Source organism: Lacticaseibacillus sp. 53-4 (assembly GCF_016861805.1).
Lineage (GTDB): Bacteria > Bacillota > Bacilli > Lactobacillales > Lactobacillaceae > Lacticaseibacillus.
The window spans coordinates 90,374-112,214 of sequence record NZ_BOLT01000005.1 but is presented as its reverse complement, the minus strand read 5'-3'; the positions used below and the strand labels follow the sequence as shown (position 1 = coordinate 112,214).

Sequence of the window (21,841 nt, the reverse complement as noted above, 5' to 3'; positions counted from 1 at the left end):
TCTTCTCTCCTTTTCGATTATGTAGTATGGCCTTGAACATCCATATTCTAATCGACGAGGAGAGTTTTTCGTATAACTCATTTGACTCCACCCGCACAGCGGGTGGTTTTGAGCCTCGCGCGTCTCCGCGCGAGCCCGGCTAAAGCCTCTATAAAAAAATCCGCCTGCGCTGGCAGACGGACCGTGATGGATCGTGAATTACTTGTCGAGCTTAACTTTGTCGGTGACTTCAAGCTTGTCGTTGAATGTGTAAACAACAGGTTCACCAGTGGTCATTTCCAAGTTGATGATGTCTTCATCGGAAATGTTTTCAATGTACTTGGTCAAAGCACGCAGGGAGTTGCCGTGCGCAGCAATGATGACATTCTTGCCGTCAAGCAGGTCCGGAGCAATGTGATCTTCCCAGAATGGGATAACGCGCTCCAAAGTGACCTTGAGGTTCTCGCCGCCAGGAATAATCCGGGGGTCGAGGTTCGCGTAACGACGGTCCTGAGCAGCGGAGCCTTCGTCGTCAGCGCTCAAAAGCGGTGGCAAAGTGTCGTATGAACGACGCCAGATGTGAACCTGCTCGTCGCCCCACTTCTTGGCTGCTTCGGCCTTGTTCTGGCCCTGCAAAGCGCCGTAGTGACGCTCGTTCAGCCGCCAGGTCTTGGTTTCTGGGATCCAAAGCTGATCGGATTCTTCCAGTGCGTAGTGCAAAGTCTTGATCGCACGGGTCAAAACGGACGTGTAAGCCTGATCGAATTCCAGGCCGGCCTTCTTGATGCGACGACCTGCTTCCTTCGCTTCTTCAGTTCCCTTTTCGGACAGGTCAACATCGACCCAGCCGGTAAACTGGTTGGACAGGTTCCATTCACTTTGGCCGTGACGGATAAGCACTAATTTTGCCATCGAGAGATTACCTCACTTTTTTATTTTGCTGCATTCACAGCTGTTTTCGACACTTAATGATACACCATTTGCAGAAAAAGCGCGACGTCTTTTACCTGCCGCGCGTTGTCGTCCCCATTGAGGCATCATTTCTGGTAGACTCGTAGCGGAGGTAATTTTATGCGTAAATATTGGTGGCTGACGGTGGTCGTGCTCTGGCTGGTCAGCATTGCGTACTTTCTGGTCTACGTCAACAGTCCTGCGCTGCGGACCGCAGTCGATGCTAGTACCGGCTTATCCATGCTGCACGGCGTCATGGACCTGCTGCTAATCGGCGGCGGCATCGCCATCATCGCCGGCTTATTGCACAAAATTTTTCATCGCCATTAAAAAACCAGCCGCATGCGGCTGATCAAAGGTTATTTTGCTCGCGCAGCCGTGATCGGCGGCGCTTTTTTTGTCGTCGGCAGTTTCTTAACGCCGAGCAGGTCGAGAATGAAGGTAAAAATCGGGATCCCGACGATCAGGCCCCAGGTGCCAAAAAGCCAGTCCCCGACCATCAGCACCACAAAGGTGAAGAAGACCGGCAGCTTGGTCCGGCTGCTCATGAATTTCGGGTTCAGGACGTAGGTTTCCAGCAGGTGAATCACAATGATCATGGCGATGATCGTGATCACGCCCCGCAAACCGCTGACCGTGTAGGCGATGATGGCCAGCGGCACGACCGAGATCAAGGCCCCGGCGACCGGCACCAGCGACAGCAGGAAGACCATGACGGCCAAGCTGGGAATGTTAGGCATTTTCAGGAAGATCAGCGTGATGGTGGTAATGGTCGTGTTGACCAGCGCAATAAAGAGCTGCGCCTCGATCACGACTCCGAACGACGCAATGAATTTGTTTGCAAAGTACGCGACGTCCTGAAAATACCAGCCAAACGTGGAATTAGTGAAGTTGTGGCCAAAGTGTCTCAGCTCATCGATTTCCATCGAGAAAAAGAAGCTGAGGATCAGCGATAAAACCAGCGTCACGCCCATGGCCGTCAAGCTGCCAGCGTACTGCAACAGCGCAGTCACCGAAGTCTTGATCTGATCGTTCAAATTCATCTGGTTGGCGGCCTGCACGACCCACTGCATGGCCTGATTGTTCGCAAAGGCCTTGCTGTTGTAAAAGTCGCTCACCGAGTTGACCAGGTGAATGGTTTGATTAACCACCGCCGGAACGTAGTGGATCACCGCATACGCCATCCCGGCGATAATCAGCAGGTACAAGGGCACAACGACTACCATCGCCGGCAGGTGCACATGGCGTCTGATGACCTTGATCAGCCGCGTCACCAAAAATGAGAAAATGAACGTCAACAAAATCGTGCTCATCACCGCGCGCACCAGCCACAAAATGATTACCAGGCTGGCCAGCACCACCCAGCGGCGCAGTTTCACATTGGCCACAAACCGTTCGTACTTGGTCATCAAACCCCTCCCGTCAGCTATCATTATACCCCAGATGAACAAAGGCGCCGCCCCCCTCGGGCGACGCCTGAACCTGCATCACTTATCTGCTTTAAACACTTTAAGCCGCTTGTTCGTGGCCTTCGAAACTTTTGTCAACTCACCACGCACCATAATGCGATCAGCACGCGTCGCTGTGTTCACTTCACAGGTGATCAGGGTGATCAACTTTTGGTTCGGGACCGGATCGACCCAGTGGACTTCGTACTGATCAACGTTTTTCTTCAGGGTCACCTTGTATCGATACACATTTTTCATGTCAGTGAGGTAGACGTTGTCGCCAGCTTTCACGTAACCCAGCGGGGAAAAGAGCACGCCTTTGTGGGAGGTGTCATGCCCTGCCAAGGCGTAATTCCCCTCGCCCATCTTCTGGTCCGCCGTCATGGTTGCAGCCCCAACTGAGAGGTTATCGTTGGCCAGCCCCTTCATAATCGGCAGGTGCAGGGACACCTTTGGAATCGCGATCATGCCGATCGCGTTCTTAGTGTTCATGGCCGCATTGCCCACAGTCCCTAAATCGAGGTCGTTAACTTTAGAGAAATCATAGGTGGCCTTCTTCTTATTGTTCTTAGCGACGACCTTTTGATCGAGCGTACTCAAAGTCGACCGACTCATCCAATCGACAACAAACAGCTTGATTTGTTCATTAAAAACCAGTGCTAACCCGACCACGAGACCGAGCGTCAAAAACACCCGCCAGGCCCAGGTCTTGGCCCTTGAACTTTTCTTCGAGTGCTTCCGGGCTTTCGCCATCTTGCTACCTCCTGTAAACGCGCTAAATCTGAATCTTGTGCTAATTATAACCCGTAAATTAATTGAGCACAACGGAGCGACTTGCGCCATAAATTGGAACGTTTATAATTGGGACAGAGGTTAAGGGTTGCCTAATAAGCCCCCAAGCCTGCCATTAGAGAGGATGAGTTTTTTGTCACAGTCGCAATCATCAATCAGTCGTTCCAAACACACCGCATTTATCGCCACGCTGCTGACTGGCACGTTCTCCATGTCGATTTCGCAGTCCTCACTAAGCACCGCGTATCCGACGTTCATGAAAAGCTTTGGGCTCAGTGCCAGTACTGTTTCCTGGCTGACCACCGGGTTCATGCTGGTGATGAGCCTGATGATTCCCGTTTCTCCATGGCTTTTGAACAATGTCGGGTTTAAAAAACTGTTTCAAAGCATCGTTGCTTTGTTCGCCATGGGCACGGTCTTTTGCATCTGGGCCCCGAGCTTCACGGTGCTGATGGTCGGTCGGCTGCTCGAGGCCCTCGCGGTCGGAATCATCTTCCCCAGCTACCAAACCGTGCTGCTGACGATCACGCCGCGGGCCGCGCGCGGGCGGACCATGGGCCTGGCGGGGCTGGTAATGGGCTCCGCCTTGGCGGTTGGGCCGATCATCTCGGGCGTGCTGCTCAGCTTCTTCCCGTGGCAGGCGCTGTTTGCCCTGTTTCTGATTGTCGCCCTAGCAGTCCTGGCGGCGTCCACCGTCACGATCACGGACGTCATGCCCAAGGCGCTGTCCGCGCTTGACTGGCTGTCGGTCATCCTCGCTGCCAGCTTCCCTGCTTTGCTGTACGTGCTGTCTGAAGCCACTCACGCGGGCATGAACACCGCGCTGTGGACTATCTTGATCATTTCGGTACTGGCTGCGGTCTGGTTCACCACGCGCCAGCTAAAAATGAAAAAGCCGCTGCTCGAGCTGCAGGTGTTCAAGACCTCGCTGTTCACAAAGGCGGTGTTGATGACCGGCATTTCCTACATCGCACTGATTGTCACCACCATCGTCATGCCGCTGTACTTCCAAGATGTCCTGAAAGTCTCACCGCTGATCTCCGGCCTGTCCCTGGTGCCGGCGGCGGTGCTGCTCAGCCTGCTGAACCCCCGCGCCGGGGCCCTGCTGGATAAAATTGGCCCGCGCCGCGTCGTCACGATCGGCATGAGTCTGATCGTCATCGGGTTTGTGCTGCTGGGTCTGCTTGTCGGCCGCATGCCGCTGATCGTCGCCATCATCGGCGCGATGTTCACCGAAGCCGGTAACGCATTTGTGATGATGCCGGCGGTCACGGCCGGCGCGAACGCCTTGCCCAAGGCGCTGATCTCCGATGGGACTGCGGTCACCACCACCATTCGCCAGCTGCTGGGCTCCACCGGGGTCGCCGTCGCCACCATGATCTTAAGCACCGTGCAGACGGCCACCGGCAGTCAAAATGCCGGCTTCACCGCCACTTTCTTCGCCTTTGCGCTCGTCGGCGCCGTCGGCCTGCTATTAGGTCTGACCATGCCAGGCAAACGAGAAGCATAAAAAAGCTCGCTGCCGCTGGTCTCAGCAAATTGAGACAGCGGCAGCGAGCTTTTTTAGTCCAACTGGATTTCTTCAAACGGCAGCCGCTCGTCAAACAAAATCGGCTGGTCCAACGTGATTTCATCCGGTCCCGTGCGGCACGTGAGCGCGATAATCTGGACGCCAGCCGCCTTGGCCGCGGTGATCGCCGGTGCCAGCTCTGGAAATCGCGCTTTGAAAATCGTCATGCTGGCGATGCCAGGCAGCTGCACCACAAATACCAGAAACGCACGGTAGCCGCTTTGCGCCGCGTGCGTCAGCGTGTGGACATGCTTGAGCCCGCGCGTGGTCGGGGCATCGGGAAACGCGGCCCGTTCCCCATTGGCCAACGTCACACCTTTGACCTCGACAAACCAGTCATGGCTGGCCGCGTCCTGCCCGGCAAAATCCAACCGACTGTCAAGGTAGGTCGTCTCTGGTCGCACCTGGTAAGGCTCTTCGCAGGTGGGCAGCACCAAGCTGCCATCAGTTAGTGCCGCATTGACCACGCGGTTGGGCGCAAGACTGTCAATGTTGATCCACCGGCCGTCGCGCTGGACTGCGATGATGTCGTACGGCGTTTTGCGAGCGGGGTTATCCGCCTTGCGAACGCTGATCGGCGCGCCGGGCAGCAGCAGCTCCTTGTTTCGGCCAGTGTTGCTGAGGTGCGCGGCAACTGGTTCGTCGGCCAACTGCACCGTGACGGTAAAGCGGCTGATCCGTTTGATCACGTGCCCGATGACCACATTTGAATATTTCACGCTATCCTCCAGACAAAAAAGCCGACAATCACTGCCGGCTTTGGCTTAACGAACGATGATGACCGAGGCGTCGGCTTCGCGCGCGATTTCCGCGGCGACGTGCCCCAGGCGCGAGCGCCCGCGCCGTTCGTGCGAGCCTAAAATAATCAGGTCCGGCTTGAAGGCCGGCACGATCTCGTCGAGAATCACAGCGGCCGGCTTGCCCTCGCCAATCAGCGGTTGGACGTCCTGGGCGCCAAAAGCCTCCGCCTTTTCAACGTAGGTGTTCAGGTGGGCGGCCATTTGGCTGCGCCGGTCGGCCAACAGGTCCGGAGAAAGCGATTGGTAAATGTTCAAATCGCCAGTTTCCAGAACCGAAACAATGCCCAACGGGATGTTGTAGATTTTGGCCAGTGTGGCCGCGTAGTTAAACGCCTTGTGGGAAGAATCATCGTCATCATCGTCGACCGCGAGCAGCAGGCGGTTATAATGCATCGACTCAACTTCAAAATCCTGTTCAGTTGCCATGTGCATGCCTCCTATGTCTGACCGCGGCGCGCCGCGGGTAACAGCTTTCCCATTGATTATACCGCAGTCTTGGACTTTAGGCGTTGATTTGCCTGTCGCGGCCAGTCACCGATCCAGACAGCCAGTTTCGCGGAAGTAGCGCGTGATCAACGGCTGACAAGCATCGCGCACGGCTGGCGCCAGAAAATACAGCGTTTGAACCACCCGATGCCAGGCGCTGAGGCGATACCCGGCGGCCAGGCCGGCAAAAACGCCGCCACGCGACCCTCGGCCAGCGCATGCGCCCAGCCGCGGCCCTGAACATAACCGCGCCAGTCGTGCTCCCGGTACAGGTACTCAAGCGCCCACTGGAACCACAGCCCGCGATCATCGCGGCTCAGAAATGGCGTCTCGGCATCCGCCCGCAGAATCAAGCTGCCAAGCAACGCGGCAAAACTGCGCAAAAAGACCTGGTCATTTTGCGGCTGATCGATGCCTTGCAAAATTGGTTTTGCCGCAACCACTGTCCGGTTGATCTGCGCCTTCTGGGCGAGCGTGAACCCGCTGGCCAGCCGTCCGCGGGCCATCAGGGTGAAAGTCACCTCGTCGCGCACATGCCCGTCTAGGTCGCCGACATGGGCCAGCAGCCAAGTCACTTCGGCATCAGTAAAAGTCAGCGGATCAGACTGCGTCAGTTTTTGTTCCAGTTCCTGCTGCATGTGCAACCACCTTCTTTGGCCACATCATAGCATAGCCGCCGGGCCCCTGAACACGCGCAAAAGCGCAAAAAAATAGGCTTCAAATCGGATCTTGCACTAATCACGATTCGAAGCCCTTTAAGAGTTAAGGTGATCCTCGGTATTGCGAAGTTGCTTACTAGAAACTTGGATACTGCGACACCTCTAATATCTCTTATTCACTTGTACGGTTAGACAACTTGAAGTACTTTGGTGCTGCCAGATAACTTGGCGTTGTGTGTTGTTACTTTATTCAACCGATATGCACCTTTATCTCGTCGTCATTCCGCTTGGATTATTGAGTCTCTTTAGCAGACTCACACCTCCATTAAACTGACAACTTTCTGGTTCTATCAGGTAGTTCACTTGGTGGCACAGAATCAGTTGTGCCTTAGCTCTAATCATGTGTTGGACAACCGGCACTTTCGAGCAGGTCTTGGTGGATCAAGTTCTTGGATCTCTCCGAGTGACCTCCCTTAACTCCATCTATAATATACCATGGTCCGCAGAATGGTGCAAGCGCTTACGCCGTTATTTTTAAAAGAAAAATCAGGTCGTCTTTTAATACTTAAACTGCCGTAGCGGACTGGCTGCGCCGTAGCCAAATTCCCGCAACATCCGCCGGTTTGGATCGATGGACACCACGTACCCGGCATACTCACTGGGCGTATTGATGAGGCGATTCCACTTGCGATTGTAATTGGTGGTCAACCCGTGCAGCCGGCCCATCAGCGCGGAGCAGTTCAGCAGGCTGTAGTGAATCCCGTTGACGCGGTAATCCTCTTCGGTGTGCCAGTGGCCGGCCAGGTAGCCGATGATGGTGCCGGAAGTCTGAGAAAAATCAAACCGGGCGCTCCCGCCGAAATCGGGATGCGTCCCGCATTCCACCCGGCCGGCATACTTCTCGTTAAAGGCCCGCAGCACCTCGTGCAGCGGCCGCCCGTTGAACTTTAGTCCGGGCTTGCCGCTGCGCACCATCGCCGGCGCGTGGGCCATGATCAAGACGTCGCGGGTGCCTGCACCAGCCAGCGCATCGCAGAGCTCCTGCAGCTGCTCGGCGGTGACCGCCAGCGTTTTTTTCAGGTCGTAGTTGCGGCGGCCGCCGATCCAGCGCACCGGGACATCAGAGGTGTTCAGCACGATCACCCGCACGGTCCCACTATCGAAAAAGGACAGTCCGTGGCGCGTCACTGAAGGCCCGCCGACCTGCTGGGTCATCGGCCGAAACACGGTGTCGTTAAACACCCAGGGGTGAAAACTGCCCGCAAACCGGCGATTTTTTTCGGCGTACTTATCGTTGTCGTCGTGGTTGCCCTTGGCAATCACAAACGGCAGATCATCCGCCTTGAAATCCGCGGCGATGTTGCGCAGCCGCCACATGGTCATGAACGCCGGCTCCGAGCCGTCCACCAGGTCGCCCAGGTGAATGCGCCAGGACACCGGCAGCTCTCCTGCCAGCCAATGCTGCTCCTGCACGTGCCAGTAGCCATTGGGCCCGTAATACGTCCGCGAAAAGGCGGTGCGGTCATGGGTGTCCGTGATCACCGCAAAATTCAGGGCCGAAGCCGGCAGCTGGGGCCGTACCCACTCGGCAAACTTGGTCAGATCCGCCTTGGCAAAGCGGCGAATAGAAATATTTGGACGCAGCAGCATAGATGCCCTCCTGACGATGCCCAATTGGCACCACTGGTGTTCTATCAGAAATTAAGCCACACAGCCAGGCCCATGAACACGACCTGGGCCAGCGTAGTGAGAAACAAGCTCTTAATCGCAAGCGGGAACGTCTCGGTTTTCACTGGGCGTTTGGCAAACGTGCGCACATTTTTGACCACGATTGGAATGGTCACCAAAGTCAGCAGCGACAGCTTCGGCAGAATCTGCAGCCACACAGCGACAATGAGCGCCAAAAAACCGACCGTGTAGAGCCCGGCGAAGAAAATCAGGCTGCGCCGGCGCCCCAAGTAGTACACGATGGTCCGCCGGTTGAGCTGCTTGTCCTCTTCCTCGTCGGCGATGTTGTTGGCCAACAGCAGCGCCGCAATCGCGCCTTGCGCCAGCCCGGAAGCCAGCAGGACCGGCCAGATGAACGCCCAGTTAAACGCTGCGACCGAAAACGCGTTGACATAGACGGCAATCAGGAAGATCACGAACCCCATGGTGAAGCCGGAGAAAAATTCCCCCGTCGGCGTGGTGGAAATTGGCCGCGGGCCGCCGGCGTAACAGTACCCGACAGCAAAGCTGAACAGGCCCAGACACAGCAGCGGCCAGCCGGTGCGGCTCACCATCCACAGCCCCAAAACGGCACTGGCGGCCATCATGGCCACAATCAGCCAACCGATGGCGCTTGGATTCAGGTGCTCGCGGCCGATGATGTTGGTCTTTTGCCGAAACGCCTCGGCCTCCACACGCTGGGCCCGCCGGTAGTCCTGGTAGTTATCATTCGCGTCCACGGCCATGTTGAACAGCAGCATCGCAATAAAAAACACGATCAGCTCAGGTAGATGGAGCGTGTGATAATGGTACCAGGCGTACAGTGTCCCCATCAGGAAAGGAAATACGGACGCGGTTTTAGCTTTAATTTCGACTAATTCAAAAAACACTTTCGCCTTCACAGGCTTTCCCCCTAATCCTCGGTCTTTGCGTTGACACTGTTAAAGATGCTGGGGTAGAGTTGACGTACAAGTGGAGGTCAACGTTATGGTCCAGCCGCAGTGGCAGCAATACCCCGAAGTCTATCAAAAACTCACCCTGGTGCAGACCCGCCTAGCAGACCGCACGCGTCTGCGCGTGCCGACAGTTAATGCCCGCGTGCAGGCACAGGTGGCAGCTGGGGGCAAAATGCTTCGTAGTGGGCTTATGTTTATGCTAGCGCGTTTCCATAACATTGACAATCCGTCTTTGATCTCCGCCGGGGCGGCGATCGAGGCTCTTCATTTGGCGACCCTTGAGCATGACGACGTGCTGGACACGTCAGCCATCCGCCGCGGCCTGCCGACACTTACGGCCACTGATGGCAACAAAGCCGCAATTTACGCCGGCGATTTTCTATTTTCCGTGTACTTCGAACTGCTCGCCGAGGCGGCTCCCACGGTGGCAAATGTGGGGACCAACGCGCGCATCATGCATCGGATTTTTATGGGGGAGCTCGACCAAAACGCCGTCAGCCGCGGCACCAAGCTGACGGTTCACCAGTATCTCCGGCAAATCAGCGGCAAAACCGCCGCCTTGTTTGGACTCGCAGCCTATCAAGGCGCCACCTTGTCCGGGGCCTCAGCCGCCGAGCAAACCGCCGCCTACCGGTACGGCCGGTGCGTTGGGATGGCTTTTCAAATGATTGACGACCTCTTGGACTTTACGGGCCGACCGGAGAAAATGCAAAAACCGCGCCTGGAAGACCTGCAAAATGGCATCTATACCCTGCCGGTACTGTACGCGCTGCGCGAAGATGACGGGACCTTAGCGGCGCTGCTTGAGCGCAGGACTGAGGACCCAAAGACCTTATCCGCGGCAGCTGCGCTGATCAGTGTTACCGGCATTCCTGAGGCTGAACGGCTGGCAACCGCGTACACTGATAAGGCCCTGGCAGCATTAAATGCCTTCCCCGCCGGTTCCAAACGGGACGAACTTCACCACCTGACGCAGCACCTCCTGACACGGAGTAACTAACTTTGAAATCAATCAAAACGAGCGCACACCATACTGGCCTGGTCGCGTTCCATCAAGCACCGCCCAAAACACAAGAGCCTCCGCACCGCGATTCTAAAAACGAATCGTGGCACAGAGGCCCTTGTGTTTTGGGCTAAACCCGCTTGATGTCGCAGTCTATTATTAGGCCTGACCGGCATCCAGCGCGTAAAGCCGCCGGTACCGCTCATTGTTGGCCATCAGATCAGCCGGGCTGCCAGCCATGGTCAGCTTCCCATCTTCTAGGAAAATAACCTGGTCGCACTGGCTGACCCCCTGCAGGTGATGGGTCACCCACAGGACAGTCTTTCCCGCCAAAACGCGGAACATGGTGTCCAGCAGCGCCTGTTCGGTAATTGGATCCAGCCCGACCGTGGGCTCATCCAGCAGCACGATTGACGCGTCTTGAAGCAGGATGCGCGCCAGCGACAGCCGCTGCCGCTCGCCACCGGAAAAGCCAAAGCCCGCCTCTTCGACTGGCGTGTCCATGCCTTTTGGCAAACCGGCGATCAGCTCGTCCAGCTGCACTTCCCTGAGCACCCGCTGAACGTCTTCATCGCTGGCCGCTTCATTGCCGAGTCGCACGTTGTTGAGAATCGACGTGTTGAACAAAAATGGACTCTGATCCAGCACCGCGAACAGCCTGGTGCGTTGGTCCTGATACTGCAGCACATTGACGCCGTCGAGGGTCACGGTACCGCGGGTCGGCGTGAGGTCGCCCAAGATCAGTTGGAGCAGCGTGGTTTTGCCCATGCCGCTGGGACCCAAGATTGCCAGTTTCTGACCGGCCTTGAGCATCAGGTTCAGGTGATCGATCAGGACTTCGCTTTCGGCATCATACTGGAAGGCCAAGTCCTGCACAGTCAAAGCGCCCACCGTGGCCGGCGCGGCGAGCTGCTCAGGCAAGGCACGCGTCGTCGGCTTCAGTTGGTTGAGGTGGGAAAGCGCCGTTTTATAGGTTGGCCACTCGCCGATGCCTTGCGCCACATTGGAGAAGGCCATAGAAAGTGGGAACATCACGAGGACAAACGAGCCAATCCAGTCGGCAGTCAGCTGCGTGCCGGCAAAGTACCAGCTCGCCCACACCATCAAACTGGCCGGCACTGCGCCGAAAAACAGGTTCGCGACAAAATCCCGCGCCCACTCAAACATTTTCGACCGGTGCGTGGAAGCAGCCAGCTGTGCCGTAGTCGTCGTGGCCTGGTCGACAAACTGCTCTTGGCGGTGGGTGATGGCCCAATCGGACAGGCCCAGCACGGCATCGGTCAGATCGACATAGGCTTTTTGATTCAGTTCCTTTTGCCGCAGCTTGCGCTTAGTTTCAATTAACAGCCCCCACCAGGGGATCAGGACGATCTGCACCAACAGCAGCAGCAGGACCCACAGGGCAAAACGCCAGTCGAAGATGCCCAACCCTAGCGTGATCAGCAGCGTCAAACCGCCGGCAACTACGGTGGGAAAAATCGCGCGCAGGTACATGTTTTGAATGTGCCCGATATCGTCGCTGAGCAGACTCAGAATGTCACCGGTTTGGTGATGCTCCTGGACGAACGCGGCATCGGTTTCCAGCACCTGATAAAGCTTGCGGCGCATGTGACTGGTGATTTTCAGCACCCAGTTGTGCGACGTCAGGCGTTCCAGGTACTGGAACACCGGCCGGCCGATCCCAAACGCACGGGTCAAAACGACTGGTACATAGATCGCGGCAAACAGCGGCATTGTGGCCGCAAAGTCGATCAAATAGCCCGAGGTGAACATCAAGGCCCCTGCGCAGAAATAGGTCAGCACCCCAAGGGCCAGCGACCAAAACAGCAGGTTTTTGTAGCGTTTGAGGTCTGGTTTGACCCAGGTATCATGCTTGAACATTGAACTCACCTCGCATTTCCGCGACCAGCTCCTGATAAGGCTTTGAGTGGGCCTGCAAGTCGGCCGGCGTGCCTTGCGCCACGATCCGGCCTTCCGCCATCACGATGACCCAGTCCATCTGATTCAGCCAGTGCAGCCGGTGCGTGGCAAAAATCACCAGCCGGTCTTTGAACAGTGGCACCAGCGTGGCCTTAAGCGCCGCCTCGGTTTCAATATCCAAGTGCGCGGTCGGTTCATCAAACAGCCAGACCTGCCGCTTAGCATCCAGCAGCGTGCGGCCCAGCGCGATCCGCTGGGCCTGACCGCCGGAAATGCCGCGGCCGCCTTCCCCAATGCGCGTGTCCAGCCCGTCGGGCAGCGTTTTGATCCAGTCAGTTAACCCAGCTTGGGCAACGGCTTCGGCCACCTCATCAGCGGTCGCGTCCGGCCGATAAAAGCGGACGTTGTCGGCAATCGACGTCGCAAAAATGTAAGGCGCCTGCGGAATATAGGACAGGTGATCCTGCCAGGCCGGCTGCGCCATGTGCGGCAACGCGTGACCATTGGCGGTAAATGGCGTGGTACCGGCATCCGGCTGCAGGAAGCCGCCAATCAGGTTCAGCAGCGTGGATTTGCCCGAGCCGCTGGGCCCGATGATGGCCACCTTTTGGCCACCGTGCAGCGTAAAACTGGCGTCAGACACGCCGGTTTCGCGCCCCGGGTAGGTGAAATTCAGGTGCTCGGCAGAAAGCGTTGCGTCCTGATCCCACCCGGTCAGCTCTGGCAGTCCTTCAACTGGCGTCGGCACCGGCTGGGCCAGTACCGTCAGCACCGCGTTCATCGCATTTTTGCCGTTGAGCGTGGCGTGATAGTCATTGCCGAACTCGCGGATCGGCATGAAGTACTCAGGCGCGAGGATCAAGGCGACCATCGCCGGGTACAGGGCCAGACTGCCGTTCAGCAGATCAATGCCCATGAACACGGCGACGACCGCGATAGACAGCGTCGCGAAAAAGTCCATTGCAAAACTCGACAGCATCGCAATTTTCAGCACGTTCATGGTTTGCTTGCGGTAACGTTCGGAGACCTGATAAACGTTATCCGCGTACTGCTTGGAGATGCCCATCAGCTGCAGTGTCTTGAGCCCGCGCAGCGAGTCGATGAACTGGTTCGACATCGACTGAAAACCGGCGTACTGCTTTTCGGATTCGTCCCGGGCCGCATACCCCAGGATGATCATGAATAAAATAATCACAGGAAACATGATCAGCAGGGCGATCCCGGCCAGGTGCTGCTGCATGAAGATGTACACCAGCAACACCCAAGGAATGATCATCATGTTGAGAATCTTGTTCAAAATCAATTCAATGTAATTCTGCGTTTCTGGGATACCATCCAGCGCCATCGTCACCAGGTTGCCGGTGCCTTCGCTGGCGGCCAGCTGCGGACCCAAGGCATACACCTTGGCCAGCAGCTGCTGCTGCAAAGCGCCGGCAGTTTTGCGGGCGAAGCGTTCGGCAATCACATTGCGCAGCCAGGTGATCAGCTGGCGCAGCGTGTAGGCTGCGGCAAAGCCGATCACGAACAGCCAGAGCCCAGAAAGTGGTTTGCGCTGCCAGGCGTGCACGATGCCGGCGGCCAGAAAATGACCTTGGCCTAAAATGACAAATGCTTGCACGAGCGCGAGCCCGGCAAGCATTGTCATAATCGTCCGCATTCCCGGCAAACGCATAAGTCGTTTGTCGATCATACTGTTACTCCTTTGTTGTCTCAGAAATCAGGCATTGCCTTTTGGCGCGACGCGTTTGTGGAACACGACGTAGCTCCAGATGAAGTACGCCAGCGCGATCGGCAGCAGCACACAGGTGACGCCGGTCATGATTTCAAGCGTCAACGGACTGGCCGACGCGTCGGCGATCATGATTGAGTGGGCCGCATTTTGCGCGATCATCACCCGTGGGAACAGGCCGTTGAAAATCAGCCCGACCACCAGAGCAAGCCCCAGGCCAGAGCCGATGAACGACACCAGTTCGTTGTCCTTGAGCACCCCGAAGTGCTGGATCACCGCCACGCATACAATCAGCAAAATGATCAGCGTGGTGGAAATTGGCCGCTTCGCGAAGAAGTCAGTGAAGAAGAACACCAACAGCGCGAAGACGACTTCCCCGGCGTACAGCACCCAGGAAAGCACCTGGTTGTACTGACGCGCACGGGCCCGCAGCGGGCCGGTGGTCTTCAGCCGGATGAAGTTCAACCCGTGCATGAAGCACATCAAGGTGACCGCCACCCCGCCGACGATCGTCAGCAGGTTGATCTGATTGCCCAGGGTCGCAAAAACGTTGCCCTGCGCGTCGATTGGCAGCGGCTGCATGATCGCGGTGAAAATCATCCCGAGGATGAACGGCGGGATCACTGAGCCGCAAAACAGTGCCCAGCGCCAGATGCTGCGACCGCGCGCGGTTTCCGCGTGGGCGGCGAATTCAAACGACACGCCGCGAATGATCAGGCCAAACAGCACCAGGAAGAACATGATGTAAAACCCAGAGAACAGGCTGGCGTACCACAGCGGATAAGAGGCAAACATTGCCCCGCCGGCCGTGATCAGCCAGACTTCGTTGCCGTCCCAGTGCGGCCCAATGGTGGCGACCAGCTGGGTGCGCTCGTCCTCGTTGTGGGCAAGCAGGCGTGAGGCCATACCGACCCCGAAGTCAAACCCTTCCAGGAAGAAGAAGCCGATGAACAGGACGGCAAGCAGTAAGAACCAGAGAATTTGTAAGCCGCTCATTTTGCGAACGCCTCCTTAGCAAACGGATCCTTGGCAACCCCATAATTGGTGTCCAGCGGTCCGTCTGGCCCATTGACGAGCACGCGGTGACTATAGTAAATCATCACGCCGCCCAGCAGGGTGAAGATCAGGAAGTACACAATGTTCGTGAACAGCAGCTGGCCGACCGTAGTGGTTGGCGAAACCGCATCGGCGATCGTGTACAACCCGTACACGACCCACGGATACCGGCCCAGTTCGGTGATGAACCAGCCGGCAGTGTTGGCAATAAACGGCATCCAAAGCGCAAAGCCGGTCACATACAGCAGCCACCGCTTATTTTCAATCGTGTCCTTCTTCTTGCGGGAGAACCACAGCACGGCGGCAGATCCGATGATCAGGCCAGTGCCAATCCCGGCCATGACCCGGAAGGACCAAAACAGCGTCTTCACCGGCACGTAATAGTTCTTGTCGGCCCCGTACTTCTTTTCTAGTTCCTTGTTGACAGTATCCATGCCTTTAACCGCGCCGGTCGTCCTGTGATAAGACAGCAGGCTCAGCAGGTAAGGAATTTCAATGTTGCCCTTGACCGTGTGATCCTTGGTGTTGATCAGTTCAACCACCGCCCACGAGGCCGGGCTCTTGGTATCCTTGTAAATTCCTTCAGTTGCCGCGAACTTCATCGGCTGGTCATTCATCATGAATCGCGTCTGCAAGTCGCCGACAAAGACGACGCCGATCGACGCGATCAGCCCAACCGTGAGGCCAATGCGCATGGACTTCTTGTAAAAGTCCACGTGGTCATGCTTGAGAATCCGCCAGGCCGACATGCCAGCCACGGCAAACGCCGCGGTAACAAAGGCCCCGAAGACCACATGCGGGAATTCGACCCAGAGCTGCGGATTGCCGATCACCGCCATGAAGTTGACCAGCTTGACGCGCCCGGTCGCCTCATTGATGGCAAACCCGGTCGGGTGCTGCATGAACGAGTTCGCGCTGAGGATCCAGATCGCCGACAGCGTCGTGCCCAGCCACACAAACCAAATCAACGCGGCGTGGTCAGCCGGCTTGAAGCGGTCCCAGGTGAACATCCACAGGCCGATAAACGTCGACTCCATGAAGAATGCCAGCAGCGCTTCGATCGCCAGTGGTGCCCCAAAAATATCTCCCATGAACCGGGAGTAATTCGACCAGTTCATCCCGAACTGGAATTCCTGAATAATACCGGTGACGACCCCAACGGCGAAGCTCAACAGGAAGATCCTGCCCCAAAACTTCGTCATTTTCTTATACATCTCGTCCTTCGTCCGGACGTACATGGTCTCCATAATCGCGGTGACCAGCGCCATCCCGATGGAGAATGGAACGAAGAAAAAGTGGAAAACAGTCGTCATGGCAAATTGGAACCGTGCAAGACCAAGAACAGATAACCCTGCAATCATCGCCATAACCTCCTTGCGGTGCCGCTTTGGCACCGAAATTTGCGACGTCCCCCACGTCGAAAAAAGCACTTACACTAGTACGATTCTAGTTTAGCACCAGGCCGATAAAAAAACACGGTTTCCCCGCCGGAAACCGCGTTGAGCTTATCCTTGAATCACTTTTTTGATCAGCTGAAATTTGGCCGGGGCCGATTGACCGATTGTGAACGCCTGATGAACGGCCTGCTCGATGGCGGCGGTCTCCTGGCTATCCGCATGCAGCGTCACCAGCGTATCGCCAACAGACACTGGCGTCCCCAGCTTTTTATGGAGCACCAGCCCCACTGCGAGGTCGAGCTGGTCGCCTTTTTTGGCGCGCCCGCCGCCCAGCTGCATCGCGGCTAGCCCCAGTGCATTGGTGTCGATACCGGTCACTACGCCAGCTTGCGTCGCTTTCACGTCGACCCGGTACTTGGCCTGTGGCAACCGTCTTGGGTCATCCACCACCGCTGGGTCACCACCTTGCGCCTTGATCAATTGCTTGAATGCGTTCAGTGCCCGGCCGTCGCAAAGGGCGTCTTCTGCCATGCCGATTGCCTGCTCAAGGCTTTGCGTCTTGCCGCCGAGCACCAGCATGTGGGCGGCCAGCGTCACAGTGAGGTCACGGACATCTTTCGGCCCGCGATTGCGCAAAATGGCGATACTTTCAGCGATTTCAAGCGAGTTGCCGATCGTGATGCCAAGCGGCTGGTCCATGTTGGTAAGTAGCGCCACACTCTTAACCCCCGCCTGCTTGGCGATAGTCACCAGTGCCTGCGCCAACTTTTCTGCGTCCGCCTCGGTTTTCATGAAGGCGCCATTGCCGACTTTGACGTCGAACACCAATGCACTGGTGCCGGAGGCGATTTTTTTGGACATGATCGAGCTGGCAATCAGTGGGATTGACTCCACAGTGGCGGTCACGTCGCGCAGGGCGTAAAGGCGCCGGTCCGCCGGGGCCAGGTCACCGGACGCCGAGACAATGGCCTGGTGAATGCTGGCCACCTGCGTCTTAAATTCCTGCTCGGAGAGGTCAACGCGAAAACCGGGAATGCTTTCCAGCTTATCAAGTGTCCCGCCGGTGTGGCCAAGGCCGCGGCCCGAGATCATTGGCACTGGCACGCCCAGGCAGGCCACCAGCGGCGTCAGGGGAATGCTGATCTTGTCGCCGACCCCACCGGTCGAGTGCTTATCGACCTTGATGCCGGGGATGTCGGACAGATCCAGCCGGTCCCCCGAGTTGAGCATCGCCATGGCCAAGTCAGCCTGCTCGGCCTCTCCCATGCCCTTGAAATAGGTCGCCATTAAAAAGGCACTCATCTGATAGTCGGGGATCTCATCTTTGACGTATCCCGTGATCATCCAGTTGATTTCCTCTTTGGTCAATGTCTGCCCGTCGCGTTTCTTCGCAATCAGATCCACCATGCGCATCGCGATCCCTGCTTTCCTGTTGAGATAATTCTATTGTAGCAGACTAACAAATGCGCGTTGAAACCGATTACCGACCGGCCCATTATGTTACACTTCAGTTAGCTAAGGAGGGCGATCATGGACGAAAAAGTGCTGCACCATATCGGAAAAATCGAGCTGCATTGTCACCTGGACGGCTCACTGAGCCTGGAGATGATCCGCAAGCTGGCAAAGCTTAGCCGCGTGCCCGTGCCGGCAAGCGATTCGGCTCTGCGAAAACTGGTGACCGCCCCGCCAGAGAGCGAGAATTTGATGGACTACCTGAAAACGTTCGACTTCATCCGGCCGCTGTTGCAAACGCAAGAAGCGCTAGAAATGGCGGCGTACGAAGTGGTGGCCCAGGCAGCTGCTGAAAACGTCCGCTACATTGAGGTGCGTTTTGCCCCAGACCAGTCGACCGACCAAGGGCTGACTGTTGCTGAGGCGACGACCGCCGTGATTGCCGGCCTGCACCGCGGGATGAGTCAGTTCGATATCATCGCCCGCGCGTTGGTGTGTGGCATGCGCCAGCTGCCGGTCGGCACCAGTGAGCGCATGTTTGAGCAAACCGCGCCGCTGCTTTCCCACGGCCTAGTCGGCGGCGATTTTGCTGGCAACGAAGGCGCCTTTCCGCCAGTTGCGATCCAGCCCGCCATCAAGCGCGCCCAGCAGCTGGGCGTGCCGCTGACCTTGCACGCCGGTGAGTGCCATGAGCCAGCAAACATCGAAAAGGCCCTGCAATTGGGCATCAAACGAATCGGGCATGTCACGGCAATTTACGATCAGCCGGCCTTGATCCACCAGTTCGTGAACGCCGGAGCCACGGCCGAGCTTTGCCTGACCTCGAATCTGCAAACTAAGGCCGCACGCAGTCTTAAGGAGTTCCCCTACCGCGCGCTGCACGACGCTGGCGCCAAGATCACCATCAACACCGATAACCGCACCGTCTCCAACACCACGCTGACCCGCGAGTACTGGCTATTTATTCAAAACTTTGGCGTCACGATTGCCGATCTCTTGGCCTTTAACCACACTGCGGTCGACGCGTCATTTTGCACTGAAACGCAAAAAGCCGTGCTGCACGCGCGGCTGGAGAAGGATTATCGGCGATACCTATAACGCCACCAGCCATAAAAATGTGCCACCCTCAGAATGCTTGAGGGTGGCACATTTTGCGTCCTAAGTCCTTCGGTTAATGTGTCGGCTGCTGCCGCCGCGCGATGGCAGGCAGGATCAGGCCAAGCGCCAAGAACAGTAGCGGCGTGACGACGTTTAGGCCCATCTGAAACCACCAGGTGCCAGGATCCGCTTCAAACGAGATTTTTGGCATCATGCCCATCACGCAGGCAAAAGCGGTGAAAAAGAAGCACCAGCCGCCGATGACCATCCCCACCTTGGGATTCTTGACGAATTCGTAGTCTGATTTAAACCGGTCGAGATGCTTGTTCAATAGAATGTATGCCAGGAACACCCAAAGGTAGCGCAGCGGCATCACAACCGAATTCAGGTTGAGCAGCCAGTTGTAAAGCATGTTCATGTTGCCGATGCCCAAAGCCGGCACCACGATCAGCACGCTCACCAGCACCCCGGTCAGCCAGTAGCCCTTCACCGGCGTCCCGTTTTGGTTCAGCTTGCGCAACTCGCGCGGCACGAATTCGGGGTCGGCATCGCCCAGCAAGATTTTCAGCGGCGCGTCGATGGAAAAGGCCAGCGCCGAGATCTGGGCCATGGTTTGCGCCAAGGCGTATAGAATCACGAACAGGTTGCCAACATGGTAGTAACCGCCAAGCTTGGCAAAGGCCAGGTAGGCACCGTTAGCCATCAAGTCCTGGGGAATGTGGCGCGAGTTGAACAGCATCCCCATCCCAAAGCTCCCGAGAATCGCGCACAAGGCGACCATGCCGGCGAGCACCAGCATGCCCAGCGGGAACTCCTTGGCCGCGTGCTTGGTGCTGTTGACGTACGGCGAGATTTTTTCCGCGCCGCCGACGGCAAACACCAGCATGGACAGCGTGGTGAAGTAGTTTAGGTTGAAGTTTGGCAGGTACGTGCTCAGCCGGTCCATGTGCGGCGTCGCAATTGGCGTCCCCTTCACCATGAACGGCGCGGACACCGCGAGGATGATAAACAGCAGCGACATGATAAACATGGCCGTCCCGGCGACCGACCCGATGCGATTCAGCGTCGCCAGTCCGCGCGACGACAGCCACAAGAACGCCAGAAACAGCACGAGGCAGATCAACGACACCGTCATCGACGAAACCTCGTTGACGAATTTCCCGTTACCCTTAAACAGCCAACTTAAAGAAATCAGGATACCCTGCGGTTTTTGCGCCAGGTACGGCACATGCACCACCCAGTAGGTCCAGGCGGCGTAATACGCCAGCCGCTTGGTTGACGTCCGCTTGATCCAGCTGGACACGCCGCCGCTTTCGTTCTTGAACGCCGAGCCCAGCTGGCCGACAATCAGCGCATATGGTACAAAGTACAGCAGCATGATCAAAATCCATGAGGTGATCACTGACAGGCCTTGCTGGGCGTAGTTGTTGACCACGTTGCCGAGGCCCCAAACGGCGACAAATGCGATCAAGGCAACGTTGTACCAGCGCAGTTTTTTGCTTTCTTCCATGAGAATTCCCCCTACTTGTTGGTCAAAGACCAGACTCGTCTTTTCAGTGTACGAAAACCGAGTGGAGAATTCGGTGAATCAGCCCTCAAAATCTAATGAGAATGCGATGAAGCCGCAAAAAAGACCGCCTGAGTGCAGCGGTCTGTCAGTGTGCTTAGAAGTAATCATACAGCTGGGCTTGGCGAGTGATGAAGGCCGCCCCCACGCTGGTGATGGTGAACGGATCACCATCGATCAGGCCCAGGTTATAAGCGTCCTGAAGCGGCCGCACCCCGAAGGTTGCCTTGACCAGCTGCTGGATCGACAAGGCAATCTGCGGCTTGCCCGTCGCCTTTTCAAACGTCGCCTGGCCGTCGTCGAGCGCCAGGCGCCAGACCCCGGCATTTTCCGGAATGTAATCGTCTGTGATGCCGATCAAGACCGGCGCCAGGTCGGTCACCTGGTACGGATAGCGGCGCATGAAGTCCGCCACGTCGACGATTCGTGCCATCATATAGGCGTGCACCGAAGTGGTTAGCACACTGGGATCCGGCAGCAAGTCGTGCAGCGACTCCGGGTTGCCAGTAGTGTAAACAAACCGCTGGTACGCGGTGCGATGGCCGCCGATAAAGCGGGCCAGCGCCAGCAGCGTGTCCAAGTCATCGTGGAACTGCTCGATGATACGAAACGTGGCCGCCTCGCGCTGGTAGATCACGTAGCCGGTCGGCCGCTCCCCCAGCGTGGCCACGGCCACTTCGCGGTCCGGATAATGGTCGGCCAGGTTTTGCCACCACCAGTCCGCTCGCCGCAGCCCGCCGCGCGTCGCATCTGAACTGCGATCGTAAACCTCCCGCATAGCCGCGATCGCCGCGCGAAACGGCACGCGGTGCACGGTGACCTCATTGCTGCGCTGCGGCACCTTGGGAAACGCGGCGGCCGGCAGCACATGATCGACCTGGTCGAAGGCCCCTTCATAGCCGAACCGGCGATAAAACGTGCTGGCAAACGGCGCCAGGTAGGATAAGGTCTCGCCGGCAGCGCGCATGTCCTTGAAGGCTTCCTTCATGATGGCACTGATCCCGCCATTACCGGCGGTTTCGGGGTACGAGGCCACGTAGCCGATACCACTCATTTTGTACGTGGTTCCGGCAAAGTCGACTTCAAAATGCGTCCCCAAGACTCCGCTTTCCAGCGGCTCCCCGCTGCCCCAGGCCTGGGAATGCGCGTACAGGCTGGCAAAAGCGCGATCACGGCTTTCACTTTGCGGCAAATTAAAGGCGTAACGGGCCAGCGCGTAGTACGCGGCCTCATCTGAAGCGGTCAACCGAGCAACTGCGACCATAATTGTC

At 57.2% G+C, this 21,841-nt stretch carries 19 protein-coding genes; 4 read left to right on the top strand and 15 right to left on the bottom strand.

Features of this window, described 5'->3' with window-relative positions; translation table 11 throughout:
- Positions 1-198: 198 nt before the first annotated feature.
- Positions 199-891, bottom strand: coding sequence for a 2,3-diphosphoglycerate-dependent phosphoglycerate mutase (locus JUF21_RS03665; protein ID WP_125757751.1), 693 nt, complete (start codon positions 889-891; stop codon positions 199-201).
- Between the two features lie 159 nt (positions 892-1,050).
- Between JUF21_RS03665 and JUF21_RS03660 the strand changes: the two genes are divergently transcribed.
- The gene (locus JUF21_RS03660) at positions 1,051-1,260 is read left to right on the top strand and encodes a hypothetical protein (protein WP_203623499.1); all 210 of its coding nucleotides are present in this window, start codon (positions 1,051-1,053) and stop codon (positions 1,258-1,260) included.
- A gap of 29 nt (positions 1,261-1,289) precedes the next feature.
- Here the strand turns inward: JUF21_RS03660 and JUF21_RS03655 are convergent, their stop codons facing one another.
- Both JUF21_RS03655 and JUF21_RS03650 read right to left on the bottom strand, forming a co-directional pair.
- Positions 1,290-2,339 (bottom strand): AI-2E family transporter, encoded by a 1,050-nt coding sequence (locus JUF21_RS03655; RefSeq protein ID WP_203623500.1) that lies wholly within the window; start codon positions 2,337-2,339, stop codon positions 1,290-1,292.
- A gap of 78 nt (positions 2,340-2,417) precedes the next feature.
- On the bottom strand, positions 2,418-3,131 hold the full coding sequence (locus JUF21_RS03650; RefSeq protein WP_125757745.1) for a class A sortase: 714 nt from the start codon (positions 3,129-3,131) through the stop codon (positions 2,418-2,420).
- Between the two features lie 193 nt (positions 3,132-3,324).
- Between JUF21_RS03650 and JUF21_RS03645 the strand changes: the two genes are divergently transcribed.
- Complete coding sequence (locus JUF21_RS03645) at positions 3,325-4,680, top strand: MFS transporter (protein WP_255559834.1); 1,356 nt, start codon at positions 3,325-3,327, stop codon at positions 4,678-4,680.
- Positions 4,681-4,733: 53 nt separating this feature from the next.
- Here JUF21_RS03645 and sfsA read toward each other — a convergent pair whose 3' ends face one another.
- From sfsA to JUF21_RS03620, 5 genes are all read right to left on the bottom strand, one after another.
- On the bottom strand, positions 4,734-5,459 hold the full coding sequence (gene sfsA, locus JUF21_RS03640; RefSeq protein ID WP_203623502.1) for a DNA/RNA nuclease SfsA: 726 nt from the start codon (positions 5,457-5,459) through the stop codon (positions 4,734-4,736).
- A gap of 45 nt (positions 5,460-5,504) precedes the next feature.
- The gene (locus JUF21_RS03635; protein ID WP_125757739.1) at positions 5,505-5,966 is read right to left on the bottom strand and encodes a universal stress protein; all 462 of its coding nucleotides are present in this window, start codon (positions 5,964-5,966) and stop codon (positions 5,505-5,507) included.
- A 146-nt stretch (positions 5,967-6,112) separates the two neighbouring features.
- Positions 6,113-6,664, bottom strand: a complete 552-nt coding sequence (locus JUF21_RS03630; RefSeq protein ID WP_203623503.1) for a DUF2785 domain-containing protein — start codon at positions 6,662-6,664, stop codon at positions 6,113-6,115.
- A gap of 579 nt (positions 6,665-7,243) precedes the next feature.
- Positions 7,244-8,335, bottom strand: a complete 1,092-nt coding sequence (locus JUF21_RS03625; protein WP_203623504.1) for a metallophosphoesterase — start codon at positions 8,333-8,335, stop codon at positions 7,244-7,246.
- Positions 8,336-8,379: 44 nt separating this feature from the next.
- Entirely contained in the window at positions 8,380-9,294 is a 915-nt protein-coding gene (locus JUF21_RS03620) for a 1,4-dihydroxy-2-naphthoate polyprenyltransferase (protein ID WP_203663112.1), read from the bottom strand.
- Between the two features lie 85 nt (positions 9,295-9,379).
- Here JUF21_RS03620 and JUF21_RS03615 point away from each other — a divergent pair, with 85 nt between their 5' ends.
- A complete protein-coding gene (locus JUF21_RS03615; protein WP_125757730.1) occupies positions 9,380-10,348 on the top strand; it encodes a polyprenyl synthetase family protein in 969 nt (322 codons plus the stop codon).
- Between the two features lie 162 nt (positions 10,349-10,510).
- Here the strand turns inward: JUF21_RS03615 and cydC are convergent, their stop codons facing one another.
- From cydC to JUF21_RS03590, 5 genes are all read right to left on the bottom strand, one after another.
- Positions 10,511-12,232, bottom strand: a complete 1,722-nt coding sequence (gene cydC, locus JUF21_RS03610; protein ID WP_203623506.1) for a thiol reductant ABC exporter subunit CydC — start codon at positions 12,230-12,232, stop codon at positions 10,511-10,513.
- On the bottom strand, positions 12,219-13,961 hold the full coding sequence (gene cydD, locus JUF21_RS03605) for a thiol reductant ABC exporter subunit CydD (RefSeq protein ID WP_203623507.1): 1,743 nt from the start codon (positions 13,959-13,961) through the stop codon (positions 12,219-12,221). Before cydD ends, cydC begins: the two co-directional genes overlap by 14 nt.
- Positions 13,962-13,988: 27 nt before the next feature.
- Positions 13,989-14,996 carry a cytochrome d ubiquinol oxidase subunit II gene (gene cydB, locus JUF21_RS03600; protein ID WP_203623508.1) on the bottom strand — a complete coding sequence of 336 codons (1,008 nt, stop codon included), beginning with the start codon at positions 14,994-14,996 and terminating at the stop codon, positions 13,989-13,991.
- Complete coding sequence (locus JUF21_RS03595; protein ID WP_203623509.1) at positions 14,993-16,417, bottom strand: cytochrome ubiquinol oxidase subunit I; 1,425 nt, start codon at positions 16,415-16,417, stop codon at positions 14,993-14,995. Before JUF21_RS03595 ends, cydB begins: the two co-directional genes overlap by 4 nt.
- A 144-nt stretch (positions 16,418-16,561) precedes the next feature.
- Complete coding sequence (locus JUF21_RS03590; RefSeq protein ID WP_203663110.1) at positions 16,562-17,866, bottom strand: pyrimidine-nucleoside phosphorylase; 1,305 nt, start codon at positions 17,864-17,866, stop codon at positions 16,562-16,564.
- A gap of 117 nt (positions 17,867-17,983) precedes the next feature.
- On the opposite strand from JUF21_RS03590, the gene add reads away from it, so the two are divergent.
- On the top strand, positions 17,984-19,003 hold the full coding sequence (add, locus tag JUF21_RS03585; RefSeq protein ID WP_203663108.1) for an adenosine deaminase: 1,020 nt from the start codon (positions 17,984-17,986) through the stop codon (positions 19,001-19,003).
- A gap of 73 nt (positions 19,004-19,076) precedes the next feature.
- Here add and JUF21_RS03580 read toward each other — a convergent pair whose 3' ends face one another.
- A complete protein-coding gene (locus JUF21_RS03580) occupies positions 19,077-20,513 on the bottom strand; it encodes an amino acid permease (RefSeq protein ID WP_203623512.1) in 1,437 nt (478 codons plus the stop codon).
- A gap of 154 nt (positions 20,514-20,667) precedes the next feature.
- Positions 20,668-21,834, bottom strand: a complete 1,167-nt coding sequence (gene eis / locus JUF21_RS03575) for an enhanced intracellular survival protein Eis (RefSeq protein ID WP_203623513.1) — start codon at positions 21,832-21,834, stop codon at positions 20,668-20,670.
- Positions 21,835-21,841 lie beyond the last annotated feature (7 nt).

What these genes read in the sequence shown, in the direction of transcription:
- JUF21_RS03665 (WP_125757751.1), bottom strand. Translation starts at nt 891, where the DNA reads ATGGCAAAATTAGTGCTTATCCGTCACGGCCAAAGTGAATGGAACCTG.
- JUF21_RS03660 (WP_203623499.1), top strand. Translation starts at nt 1,051, where the DNA reads ATGCGTAAATATTGGTGGCTGACGGTGGTCGTGCTCTGGCTGGTCAGC.
- JUF21_RS03655 (WP_203623500.1), bottom strand. Translation starts at nt 2,339, where the DNA reads ATGACCAAGTACGAACGGTTTGTGGCCAATGTGAAACTGCGCCGCTGG.
- JUF21_RS03650 (WP_125757745.1), bottom strand. Translation starts at nt 3,131, where the DNA reads ATGGCGAAAGCCCGGAAGCACTCGAAGAAAAGTTCAAGGGCCAAGACC.
- JUF21_RS03635 (WP_125757739.1), bottom strand. Translation starts at nt 5,966, where the DNA reads ATGGCAACTGAACAGGATTTTGAAGTTGAGTCGATGCATTATAACCGC.
- JUF21_RS03630 (WP_203623503.1), bottom strand. Translation starts at nt 6,664, where the DNA reads ATGCAGCAGGAACTGGAACAAAAACTGACGCAGTCTGATCCGCTGACT.
- JUF21_RS03625 (WP_203623504.1), bottom strand. Translation starts at nt 8,335, where the DNA reads ATGCTGCTGCGTCCAAATATTTCTATTCGCCGCTTTGCCAAGGCGGAT.
- JUF21_RS03615 (WP_125757730.1), top strand. Translation starts at nt 9,380, where the DNA reads ATGGTCCAGCCGCAGTGGCAGCAATACCCCGAAGTCTATCAAAAACTC.
- cydC (WP_203623506.1), bottom strand. Translation starts at nt 12,232, where the DNA reads ATGTTCAAGCATGATACCTGGGTCAAACCAGACCTCAAACGCTACAAA.
- cydD (WP_203623507.1), bottom strand. Translation starts at nt 13,961, where the DNA reads ATGATCGACAAACGACTTATGCGTTTGCCGGGAATGCGGACGATTATG.
- cydB (WP_203623508.1), bottom strand. Translation starts at nt 14,996, where the DNA reads ATGAGCGGCTTACAAATTCTCTGGTTCTTACTGCTTGCCGTCCTGTTC.
- JUF21_RS03595 (WP_203623509.1), bottom strand. Translation starts at nt 16,417, where the DNA reads ATGATTGCAGGGTTATCTGTTCTTGGTCTTGCACGGTTCCAATTTGCC.
- JUF21_RS03590 (WP_203663110.1), bottom strand. Translation starts at nt 17,866, where the DNA reads ATGCGCATGGTGGATCTGATTGCGAAGAAACGCGACGGGCAGACATTG.
- add (WP_203663108.1), top strand. Translation starts at nt 17,984, where the DNA reads ATGGACGAAAAAGTGCTGCACCATATCGGAAAAATCGAGCTGCATTGT.
- JUF21_RS03580 (WP_203623512.1), bottom strand. Translation starts at nt 20,513, where the DNA reads ATGGAAGAAAGCAAAAAACTGCGCTGGTACAACGTTGCCTTGATCGCA.
- eis (WP_203623513.1), bottom strand. Translation starts at nt 21,834, where the DNA reads ATGGTCGCAGTTGCTCGGTTGACCGCTTCAGATGAGGCCGCGTACTAC.